7 protein-coding genes are annotated in these 12,212 nt (G+C 40.7%); 3 read left to right on the top strand and 4 right to left on the bottom strand.

What is annotated here, in order from left to right; translation table 11 throughout:
* Positions 1-664 precede the first annotated feature (664 nt).
* Together H6G69_RS21720 and H6G69_RS21715 are read left to right on the top strand one after the other, a co-directional pair.
* Entirely contained in the window at positions 665-1,015 is a 351-nt protein-coding gene (locus H6G69_RS21720) for a hypothetical protein (protein ID WP_190691195.1), read from the top strand.
* Between the two features lie 153 nt (positions 1,016-1,168).
* Positions 1,169-1,354: a transposase gene (locus H6G69_RS21715; protein WP_190691194.1), complete on the top strand. Its 186-nt coding sequence runs from the start codon at positions 1,169-1,171 to the stop codon at positions 1,352-1,354.
* A 5-nt stretch (positions 1,355-1,359) separates the two neighbouring features.
* Here H6G69_RS21715 and ctpC read toward each other — a convergent pair whose 3' ends face one another.
* On the bottom strand, positions 1,360-2,646 hold the full coding sequence (gene ctpC, locus H6G69_RS21710) for a carboxyl-terminal processing protease CtpC (RefSeq protein WP_190691193.1): 1,287 nt from the start codon (positions 2,644-2,646) through the stop codon (positions 1,360-1,362).
* A 257-nt stretch (positions 2,647-2,903) separates the two neighbouring features.
* Positions 2,904-4,130: a (E)-4-hydroxy-3-methylbut-2-enyl-diphosphate synthase gene (ispG, locus tag H6G69_RS21705; RefSeq protein WP_190691192.1), complete on the bottom strand. Its 1,227-nt coding sequence runs from the start codon at positions 4,128-4,130 to the stop codon at positions 2,904-2,906.
* 192 nt (positions 4,131-4,322) lie between these two features.
* Here ispG and H6G69_RS21700 point away from each other — a divergent pair, with 192 nt between their 5' ends.
* A complete protein-coding gene (locus H6G69_RS21700; protein ID WP_190691191.1) occupies positions 4,323-5,366 on the top strand; it encodes an isochorismatase in 1,044 nt (347 codons plus the stop codon).
* 18 nt (positions 5,367-5,384) lie between these two features.
* Here H6G69_RS21700 and H6G69_RS21695 read toward each other — a convergent pair whose 3' ends face one another.
* Together H6G69_RS21695 and H6G69_RS21690 are read right to left on the bottom strand one after the other, a co-directional pair.
* Positions 5,385-6,263, bottom strand: a complete 879-nt coding sequence (locus H6G69_RS21695) for a M23 family metallopeptidase (protein ID WP_190691190.1) — start codon at positions 6,261-6,263, stop codon at positions 5,385-5,387.
* A gap of 143 nt (positions 6,264-6,406) precedes the next feature.
* The gene (locus H6G69_RS21690) at positions 6,407-12,139 is read right to left on the bottom strand and encodes an alpha-2-macroglobulin (protein WP_190691189.1); all 5,733 of its coding nucleotides are present in this window, start codon (positions 12,137-12,139) and stop codon (positions 6,407-6,409) included.
* Between the last annotated feature and the right edge of the window lie 73 nt (positions 12,140-12,212).

The raw sequence follows: 12,212 nt of genomic DNA, 5'->3' as shown, positions 1-12,212 counted from the left end.
CCTCCCTTGCCTATCGGCATCGGTCGGAAGATTGTCGTCAATTAGCCTGCCATTCATCTCATCACCTCCCTTCGGGTAGGTGAGAGGCTTCTGTCAGTTCAAGCTAATAGGACTTACGCAAAATATCTCTCAAACTCTCATTTCTCCGTGAACTCTGCGCCTCTGTGGTTCGATTTTCCGTAGCTTGTGCGTAAGTCCTGTCTAAAATCCACACATTTCTTGATTCAGCAGTCTGCAAAGTTGCGAAATTAGATATATAAACAGTTGAGATGTTGGCGGGAACGATTGTTCAAGCCAACATTTTTTTATTTGTTGAGGAAGTACGCAAAAGACCATGAACATCGTCGACGCGCTCTTCAGCTACCACAGCACCACAGAGAAGCCAGTGCGTAGGTAAATTCCATTGTCTGATCAATACCTATTTAAAAAAATATTAAAAATAAGTGACATCTGATATTTTTCACCTGAAACTATTAAATAAGGCATCAAAAAAAATCAGCTAAATTAGCACTCTTAGCTATTGAGTGCTAATTTAAAAAATAATTAATTCCCAGGTTATAGACTAAAATTTAACTGTTGTCAGATATGATTTAGACAGTTTTAAAACACAATTTAAATAGCAGTTCAAGCTCGTCAATTGCGGTGAAGTTTCAGGAGGACTGGAATGAAATACACTTTTGAGATTATCGGCGTGTCTCCAGTTTTGCAATTTTTCAATCATCAACAACAGACTATGCAAAAGCCGCAGGCTCTTGGCATAGAATATTTAGGAACGCATAAATGCACTTTAGATGCTTTTTTAGAATCTATAGAACCAGTGCCAGCAAAATGGAAATGGAATATGGATCAAGTTGTAGATACGGTGATCGATTTTTGGCTAAATAATTCAGAAAGTATTCAATATTGGAAAACGCGGTTAATCGATGCAGGTAAAGATAATTTATTAGTAGCTAGATTGGCAGATGTGACAGCGTTGCAAGCTGAATTTGAAAATTTATTAGGTAAAAATTGGTAAAAGTATGAAGTGTAAAGTCTGAATTCAAAAATGTATAATACACTCATAAAACTCTAGACTATTAGGCTTATAGCTATTTTGGGGAAGCGCAATAATTCTAAAATAGGGAACTGCGATCGCAATTCCCTATTTCAATAGAGGCAAAACTAAATTATGGATAGTACACAAACTTGGCATATTGTCAAGCATAATACTGGTAATTGCAAAATCGTCCCTAGTGAGCAAGTTAGGGACGATGATACAGAGATTATAGAAAAATGGGGGCCATTTGCTTCACAAGAAGAAGCGATCGCCCGACGAATTGGCTTAATCAGGGCTGGTAAGTGCCAACCCGTGTGAGTAAATTATCTTTTTTCTGCGCTAGTGACACCTTGAGCCGCAATTTGCTTACCTAGTACTTCCACTCCTTTAGCAAACTGGGGATCTGCTAGTGTTGCTAGTTTATCGCGCTCGTGCAACCATAAATCTTGCCTTTGGGCATCGGTCAAATCTACCTTCACATCAGGCGCAATTCCTTGGTGGTTAATATCTCTGCCACTGGGGGTGTGATATTTGGCAATTGTTACCGCTAATCCTGAACCATCTTCTAAAGGACGTACCGATTGCACCAAGCCTTTACCAAAGGTTTGAGTACCCACCAAAACAGCCCGCTTATTATCTTGTAAAGCCCCAGATAAGATTTCGCTGGCACTAGCCGAACCTTTATCTACTAAAATCACCAGTGGTTTAGTCGTCAAAGCCCTACCATTGGCTACTTCTCTTTCTTGCTCACCTTGGCGGTCAATAGTGGAAACAATAGTGCCTTTATCTATCCACATCCGGGCAATTTCCACACTAGAGAATAACAAACCACCAGGGTTGCCACGCAAATCTAAAATATATCCAGCAACTCGCTTGCCTTCTAAATCTTTGATCGCATTTTGCATTTCCTTACCAGCATTGGCACTAAATTGATTTAAGCGAATGTAGCCAATATTTCCGGCTGGTGTTTGTTTTTGAGAATAACGAACTGGATGAATTTCAATCCGCGCCCGTTTAATATCAAATTGTTTAACTGCACCATTGCGCTGAATTGTCAGCGAGACTTTGGTGTTTGGTTCACCGCGAATTAAGGATACAGCTTGGTTAGTATCCATCCCTTTAGTACTTTTGCCATCGATTTTGAGAATCACATCCTTGGCTAAAATACCCGCCTTGAATGCTGGTGTATCTTCAATCGGGGCAATTACAACTAACTGCTTAGTTTTTTCATCCTGGCTGATAGTAATCCCAATACCTATAAGTTCTCCAGAGGTATCAACCTGCATATTTTTGAATTCCTCTGGGTCCATAAACCGGGTGTAAGGATCGCCCAGCTTTTTCAGCATCTCTCGAATAGATTTATAAGCTTCTTGCTGATTACTGTAGGACTTGTTCAGGTACTGCTTACGAACAGCCTGCCAATCTACTTGGTTAAAAGTACCATCCACATATTGGCGGTTAACAATTTGCCAAACTTCGTCTACTGTCTCTTTGGGACTTGCTTTAAATAAAGCCTGACCACGCGAGTGAATGCCCAGGCTAGTAACAGCAATTGTGGAGAGTGTTACTGCTGTAGCACCCAAAACAAGCCTATTTTTTGTAATCACCATAATGACATCTGTGTCAGGAGGAAAAAATAATAGTCAGTATGCCCAATCTAACACAGGTATTCCGCAAAGACGGGGCAAGTATTCCTAACTTCATCAAAATAGTTGACAATCCGGCGAAGTTGGGGCGGGGAAGTATGAAGTGTGAAGTATGAAGTATGAAATAGTTAGTTGTTGAGATTGGGTGTGCGGATGTCAGGGTATATGGTGATAATTTTTCCTTATACTCCTACACCCAACACCCCTATACCCCTGATTCATTAAGGATCTACCCAACGTCCGTCAGCTTTAATCAAGTTGATTAATTCTTCTACGCCTTTGTCTTCTGGGACTTTTTTAATTTCTTCTCGACCACGGTATAAAGAAATATAACCAGGATTTTTGCCTACATAACCATAGTCAGCATCGGCCATTTCGCCAGGGCCGTTGACAATACAACCCATGACGGCAATGTCTAACCCGGTTAAGTGCTTGGTTGCTTCTCTGACTTTATGTAGCACTTCTTCTAGGTTAAATAGAGTACGTCCGCAGGAAGGACAAGCTACGTATTCCACCATTGTTTTTCGCAAACCCAATGCTTGCAAGATGCTGTAGCATACGGGGATTTCGTTTTCTGGTGCTTCGGTGAGTGAGACGCGGATAGTATCACCAATGCCATCTGCTAGTAGGGTGGCAATACCGGCTGTAGATTTGATTCTGCCGTAGTCACCATCTCCAGCTTCCGTTACACCTAAATGTAAGGGATAATCCATACCTAATTCATCCATCCGTTTGGCCAGTAGGCGATAGGCGGCTACCATCACGGGTACGCGTGAGGCTTTCATGGAAATAACTAAGTTACGGAAATCCAAAGATTCACAAATACGCACAAACTCTAAGGCTGATTCCACCATACCTTCAGGGGTGTCACCGTAGGTAAACAGCATTCTTTCTGCCAGTGAACCATGATTTACACCTATTCGCATAGCTTTGCCTTGGTCGCGCAAGGAAACTACCAGAGGTTCTAGAGTTTCGCGGATTTTTTCGCCAATTTCTGCAAATTCAGCTTGGGTATATTCAGTGCGGTTGGTGTTTGGTTTTTCAAATACGTACAACCCTGGATTAATCCGTACTTTCTCGATGTGTTTGGCGACTTCTAAGGCGATTTTCATCCCATTGTGATGCACATCAGCCACAATTGGCACATCTTGGTATGTTTGGATTAGTTGTTGTTTAATTTTCGCCAAAGCTACAGCATGAGCGATGCTAGGCACTGTGACACGAACAATTTCACAGCCAACTTCGTGCAAACGACGAATAGCCGCCACAGATCCCTCTATATCAAGAGTGTCTTCGTTAATCATCGACTGCACCACAACAGGGTAGCCACCCCCAATAGTAATGTTACCTACCTTGACAGGACGGGTTTTGCGCCGTTTGATAGTGGTATCAAAGGTTGGCTGAGGTGATGTGGTGGTGGAAGTGTTAGGCGTAGACAGCGTTTGCATAATTCATTCAGTAATTATTTGTAGCTAATATCTTCAGATGAAATAATCCCTGCTTCTCAGATTGCCATAGGACGCGCTTGTTTGAACGCTAGAGAAGATAAAAAGAAATCGCCGCCTCTTAAAGATTCTTAATTATGCAGGCGATCGCTAAATCCCTATGTTATCAATACCATCAGTAAAGCCGATGGTTTTATGAATACTCAAACAAGCAAACTCCCAATTCCACCCCACTTTAACCCCACCAAAGTAGGCGAAGTCTGGCGCGTACTTTATCAAGACATCGCCGCTACTGCTGAAACTTGGGCGAAACAGCAAAATATTCCCCCTGCATCTTTAGATAAAACTCGCGTTTGTCTACTTTTAATTGATGTTCAAAATACCTTTTGTATCCCTGGATTTGAGTTATTTGTTGGTGGTCAATCTGGGACTGCGGCAGTAGATGATAACTTGAGATTGTGTGAATTTATTTATCACAATTTAGGGAAAATAACCACAATTATTCCTACCTTAGATACGCACACCGCAATGCAAATTTTTCACCCGATTTTTTGGGTGAATGCCAACGGAGAACACCCCACACCAGCTGCAACGAATATCACGCCAGCAGATATTGATAATGGTATTTGGAAAGTTAACCCAGCAGTTGCTAATAGCGTGACTAATGGAGACTATGAGCTATTAGAAAAGCAAGCTTACCACTACGTTAACCAACTAAGTCAAGAAGGGAAATATCCTCTGATTGTTTGGCCTTATCATTCCATACTGGGTGGGATTGGTCATGCTTTAGTTTCATCTGTAGAAGAGGCAATATTTTTTCACTGTATCGCTCGTCAAAGCCAGACACAGTTTGAACTTAAAGGTGAGAATGCTTTAACAGAAAATTACTCAATATTACGTCCAGAAGTTCTATTTGGCTTCGATCAAAGCCCACTAGCACAGAAGAATACAAAATTAATTAAGCAACTTTTAGAATATGATGTTGTCATCATCGGTGGGCAAGCTAAGAGCCATTGTGTCGCTTGGACTATTGAAGATTTATTAACAGAAATTAAACAGGTAGATGCTACCCTGGCTAACAAAGTTTATCTGCTAGAAGATTGCACTTCGCCTGTTGTAGTGCCTGGGGTTGTAGACTATACAGAACAAGCAGATGTTTCCTTTGCGAGATTTGCTGAAGCTGGGATGCACATTATTAAATCCACTGAAGTAATTCCTCTTGGCGATACTCCGCGTTAACCCCCGCGCCCCTCTGCGTTATCTATTCAAATAACCTTTAGGATCTTGTGCTACCCAACCTTGGGAGGAACTAGAACGCATTTCAAAATGCAGGTGAGGTTCTTTGCTAGAAGGCTGTCCAGTAGTTCCAACAGTGCCTAACACATCGCCAGTATTGACTTGCTGACCAACTTTCACTTTGATGCTGCCAAGCTGTGCATAACGGCTTTGCATTCCACCAGCATGGTTAATAATGACTAAATTGCCATAACTACCTTGCTCTTGAGCAAATACTACATTACCAGGTGCGATCGCCTCTACTGGACTACCCAAAGGTGCTAACAAATCTACGCCACTGTGAAAGAACACCTTGCCATCTTGAGGGTTCATTTGCCAACCATAGGCTAACCCAACGCTTGCGGCTTGCGCTAAAGGATAGCCACTAATATTGATACGGCTTTGGGTGTTGGAGTTTGCCGGGATGACAGATGTAGTTTGCGGACGGTTAGGCAACCAATTCAACCCAGGTACAAAGACAATTTTGGGGTTGGTTTGACAACCATTGACTTCAAACATCGCATCAGGACGAACCTTATATTGTGCTGCTACTTGCCGCCAAGTTTGGCCGCTTGGTACTTCGACAACAATGCCGTTGTAGGGAGGTATTTGCAGTTCGCTACCCACACTAACACGGCCATTATTCACATTTGGATTCATCACTATCAATGTTTCCGGGATGAGATTATAGCGTTGTGCTATCTTCTCTAAAGTTTCGCCACGCAATACTTTATGGCGTTGAAAGCGAGATAAGGCAGGGGCTGGGCAACCAGTAGCCTGGGCATGGGTGGGCAGTGTGGATGTTAGTCCAACTGTGGTAATGAGGCTAGAAAGCAAAAACAGACGATAGGAAATTTTCATGAGTCTAAAGTTAAGAGAACCCCTAACTTTAGATTTTAATTGGGGATTTTTTGGGAAGTGTGAAGTATGAAGTATAAAGTATGAAGTATGAAGTATGAAATTTTATACTTCTGGTGCTTGGCTTTGGACAAATGACAAATTACTTAAGGCTGATTCAGTATGATTGTTGACTCGGCAGTGCGTCCAAATTCTTCTGGTGCATACTGTAAATGGGCTTCTGCGCCGGGCCATGTGTATGTACCGGGGGTTACTGAACGGACTAAGTAATGTAGGCTATAAACTCCTGGTTCAAGGTGGTCGGCGTAGGCGATAATGCGATCGCGGTAAATATTGCGATAACCAAGTTGCCAACTATCGGCTTTCGCTTGCAGTGCGGGTGTCGCAGTTTGAAAACTTTGGTCTACGGCTTCAAATCCTGCTGGTAATGGGTCTTTAATTACTATATGGTCTACAGGATGATCTGCAATGATTTCTAAACCAATATCAAATACTTGACCACTATCGACAGTTAAGGGTTTATCTACAGCATACATCCCGGTTTTTTGCAGAACTTTTTCTTCTCCGACTTTACTAATTTCTCTGGTGACTCGTAACCCGTTAAATCTGCCTGGTTGGTTGCCTTGCAGGCGATAATTATAGGCAACTAAATAATGTAATTTACCCCTACCTGATTTTTGTATGATCAAATCATGACGACCACGGGGTAATTTATCCATTGCAACATTTAGCTGTAAATTAGGATTTTTGTAACCATCAAAGCGATTTTCACCTAACTTTTGACGAGCTAATTGAACTGTGGTGGCAAAGTTTGGTGGTGTAGGTTGGAGTTGACTATATTCTACTAAAGCTGTTAAAGCTTGAGCATTATTATAGTTAGTTTGCCATGTGCCATCGCGGCGTAAAGCTAATAGACTTTGGAATAATTTATCCAGAACTTCTGGTTTACTTTGTTTGGCAATAAATAACCTTAAAGCTTGTGCTTGGGCGGTGGTAGATGAATTCATCCATCCCCAACTTTGGGGTAAACTAATTACGGCGTTGCGTCCAGTTTCATAGATATTTTTTTGTAACTGGTTCAGCATTTGTTGTGATTCATCTTGCCATTCTGGGAATTGCGATAAGTACCGCGCTAGTTTGATTTGGGTGACGATATCAAAGTTATTGCGTTGTTGGTAAATATCGCCTAAGAAACTATTGCTTTTATCACCTAATTCTGCTAAGGCGATTAAGGCGTTTAATTGCAGTTGATTTTTACAAATTTGCTGTTTACAAAATTCATACTGTCCTGGGTTTGCTACTACCTTTTGCAGATAATTTTTCAAGCGCGTGAGTGTGGCAGAATCAATAAAACCAGGAAATGCTTGATTAGCTTTTACTAAAGATTCCGCCGAGTATGCAGAAACCCAAGGGTCTGATTTTTCTTGTCCTGGATAAGCAGCAAAACCACCATCGGCTATTTGTAATTTTTGCAGTTGGGTAATGGCTTGGTTTGCTTTTTGGCTAGGATTAAATTCAGTAAATGTTTGACTGTATTGTTTACCTAAAGTTTGCAGGTTAGCAGCAATAATTAATTGACTGGCGGCTGGTTCTGCAAAGGGTAAATCATCATCTTCTAAAACTTGTTTCGCGGGTGCTTTAATTTCGGGTATTAATGTACTCGCCAATTGAATATCTAAACCGCCAGCTTCCGGGTAGATATTTTTATCAACATTCAGGGGAATTTTAACTTGTTTTTCTGTTACCCCAGCTTCTACAACTTGTTCGGTAATTTCTAATGGCTTCACTTCTAAAGGCAATTCAAAAGCATCGGCTGTATTATTTAGTTGAGTGGTGAACCTAACTTTACTTTCGCCAACGCCACCTGCAATCATGGGGAAGCGATAAGCTTTGGTGGCTGGTTCGGCGTTGGTTTGCAAGGAAGTCGTGGTGGGGTTATTTTCCGCAAACTTGACTGTACCGCTAAGTTCACCGTTAATTGAGAGGTTTCCGTTATTCCCGGTGGTGTTGGTGACGGATAAACCCGCGAAGATGCGATCGCCTGGACGGACAAACTGTGGCAAGATGGCATTAGTGAGCAGTGGTTTGGTGGTGATAAATGTCGCATCAGCATTGCCAAAGCGCAAGTTTCCATCAGTAGCAACAGCCATCACCCGCCATGTCGTGAAATCATCCGGTAATTTAAAGGTTATCTGCGCCTTACCACTCGCATCAGCTACAACCGAACCGTTGTAGTAAGCTAACGCCTGAAAATCTGTACGGACGCGGGTATTTGCTGCACCCACAGAAAAACCACCGCCATAACCCCAGCCTTTAGGCTTCGCTATATCTTGGGGTTGTATCACCACATCAGGACGATTATCGCTGAATCGGGTAGATATTTGCTGTTCTGCGTAGACTGTATCTACCAAGTTTGGCGGACGATAACCAGATAGTTGCAACACCGCTTCATTCACCACCATGACAGTAAATTGTCCTGGGGTGGGGTTATTTTGGTTGTCTTTTAGTTCTAATTGTATTGTTTGTTCTGCACCGGGTTCTAAAGATGTTTGCAAGGGTGTCACTTGCACTTTTAAATATTTATCTTGCAAGTTGACTTTAAAAGGTGAGAAACCAATTTTTACTAATTTATCTAAACTTCCTGGTTCTACTTGGTTGAGAGGTGCGCCTTGTCTGACTAATACAGCTTCTACTGCTGCATTAGGTAGCATTTCTGGCGTAACTTGAAACTGAATTTGGGGTGCGCCGCCCTTAACTTTTGTGACTTGTTGATAAATTGGTTTATCTTTAATGACTGCAAAATATAATTCGGCTTCAGGGTAAGGAGATTGAATTAAAGCTGTCGCAGTTTCCCCAGGTTTATACTCTTTTTTATCTAGTTTAACCTCTAGGCGATCGCGGTCTTCCGAACTCCAATAAACTGGGGTTTCTCCTGTTGTCCAAATTTGCAAATCTGTCGCCGTTAATTCCTCTTTGGTATCGCTAAAATTAGCTCTAATTCTGTATGAACCTGATTCGCGTGGTGTTAAAGTTAATATTTGGGCAGTATCAGCAGAAGTAATATCTGTTTGTTCTACTGTTTTATATTCCACTTGATTTTTAGCAGTGCGACTTCCTTCCACTAACTGCGTCACACTACTATATTTCATCTGTTGTAGTTCTAAATGTACCCGTTGACCTGTGATGGGTTTTCCTGTCGGTTCAGTCACTATCATTTCTACAGGTAAAGCCTTACCAGCATCAGCAATAAAATTACTTTTAAGTCCAATCAGTTTGTTACTAGGTAAAGCCGTAAACTTTTGAGAAGACGCTACAGATAAATTAGAAACATCTGCAACTTGCACATCTACTTGATACGTCATTGGGTAAGGTAAATCTTTCGCCACCGTCACAGTTTGACTCGTTTTACCACTTGCATCTAACTTAGAACTAGTTTGCAAAACATCACTTGTCAACGATGGACTTTCTTCCGGCCAAAACCATTGTCTACCAAAACTAAATTCTTCCCAACCTTTAGGGATAAAACTAGTCTGTTGGCGCGTGACAAAATATTTTGCTTCCCCAGCTTCTACAGGCGCACCAAATAAATAGTTACTCGCGGCTTTCGCTTCTACTTTATCGTTAGCTAGGGCAAATTCTTTATCTAAATTAAGTTCAACTTTAAAGTTAGGCGGTTTAAATTCAGCCACCCGAAACTCGCCGGAAATTTCTTGTCCTTTTTTGCCTTTACCCTGAATTGTATAGTAGCCCAAAGCCTGAGTTTTCTGAATGGGTAACTCTAAAGAGAAAGTCCCAAACTCATTGGTAGTTTTGCCACCTAATTGGGTTTTTTGTCCGTCAGGATTAATCAAAGTTAATTGATAAATAGCGTTTTTATCTTGCTGTAGAGTTCCATTTTCTAAATAATCAGCAAAACCAGTAAACCAAGCTTTTTCCCCAGGCTGATATAAGTCTCTATCAGAAAAAATTACACCCCGTGATTCTGCTTTAGCTTCTTGCCAACCTGCATCAATACCATAACCAAAAGACCCGCTATATTCTTCCGTTCTCGCAAAAGCCCAATCTTGATTTTCTCGCGCAATTACTAATAGTTGTGGTGATTTCGTAAATCTTTGATTATCAGGAAAACACTGCTTTAAATTATCAACTTGTAGTCTGAAAGTTCCATTATCGTCAGTTTTACCCGTCGCACAAGGTGCAGCATTACTAGGATATTTTTCCTCTAACTTTGATTGATAAACTTCAATAGCTGCATTCTTAGCTGGCGAACCATCACTCAAATGATGCACACGAATTAAACCAGAGTCAGGAAACCATTGACTAAATACACCCAAATTTGTTAATTGTACTAAACCATAAGTTACAGGTTCCCGCCACAATTCTTTGCCATTATCTTGATATTTATTTGTGCGTGCTTGGACTCCATAAGCTAACATCCCTGTTGGACTACCAAGCTTTTCTCTTAACGGAACATTGACATCTACTAGTTGATTTTTCTTAGAGTTGACTTTAAAGCTTTGCCATGAATTTAGCTGTGGTAATAACTCATTATCATTACCTTTTGGCGAAGCACTATTAAAATAGACTAAATCGCTGGGTTGAACTACACGATAAGCAGCTTTATATTTCGACTCTGGTAAATTAACTGTACTAATATTTAACTGTAAATTTTGACTGGAGGGAAAGATATGTAAATCTGAGGGAACCCAAATATCACCCGCCAAATCACCAGTATTATATTGTAAGGTGACGGGTTTATTTAAAGTCTGACCAAATTTATCTTTAATATTTGTCCCAATCGTAATTTTATAATTAGTCGTAGGTTCTAAAGCATAAGGATTAAGCGTCACCACATTAGATTCTTCTGGAACTTGGAACAGTCGAGAGATATCTTTTGGTGCTGGGTCAATTTTGATATTATCTTTAACTGAATCTGCCAATAATATATTATTAAATTCTAACTGCGGACTACCTTTAATAAATCTGCCATAAGTTCCGTTAACATCAGGCTGTCCGTAAAAGTTGATGGTTTTAAACTCTAAAGGTGAATAAGTCGCCAACTTACTCACCGACTCTTTATCTGTAGGTAAATTACCGTCATTTGGTAATATGCCAGGAGAAAACACCAGACGGTAGTTAGTCGCTTTTTCTAAACTTTGCTGGGGTATGAGATTATAAACCCAATTACGTGCTGAAGGGTCAAAAGTCGCTAAAGGGTCTTCACCTTCTGTTGGTTTTTCCTCTTTCGCTAAGTCTATATTAAAACTGATATCTTTGTTTTTACCTTCGGGGACAAGCTTAAGATGTTCTTGTAACGAAGCTAAGTTTAATTCGACATTCGATGTAAATTGTAGCTTTTGTTTTAAATCGATAGGTTGAATATCAGCTTTTTCAACAGGGTTCACACCAGGTAAATCGGTTAACTTGATAGGTTCAGTGTTAAATGTCCACGCCAAATCTTGATTTAACTTGTGATTTTTTAAATCTGATAAACCCGCTTTTAAAGTAACTTGAAATCTTGTTGCTTGTGGCAGTGCTTTATCTGCTTGAAAACCTACCATACGCGGTGTTAAAAAGCGAAATTTACCGGGTAAAGGCGGCCATACAGTAAATTTTTGTAATAAGTTTTGCTGTTCTGGGCTGTCAAGGTTTTCAACAGGAATTAATGCTTCCTTAAAGCGGATACGAATCTGATTTAAAGGTGTAGCATCACCAATAGGGCTAATTTGTTCAATCCAGTCTGGTAACTTTGGTGGGGTGAGGGGAGAAACGGCGGGTAATGGTTCTTTATTGGAGGATACACCTAATAAACTACAGCCGCTAATGCTGAATATAAATGTTAGCGTAATAAATAATTGGAGGATGATTTTTATAATCATGTTTTATAAATATAAACGCAGTGGTACGCTGAGGTAAACGCAAAGGTGCGCGGAGAAGGAAATTAAGGAGAAA

The organism is Nostoc sp. FACHB-110 (assembly GCF_014697425.1).
In the GTDB taxonomy this organism is placed as follows: domain Bacteria; phylum Cyanobacteriota; class Cyanobacteriia; order Cyanobacteriales; family Nostocaceae; genus Nostoc_B.
Note: the sequence above shows the minus strand (reverse complement) of the source record. Positions and strands in the feature narration are given on the sequence as shown.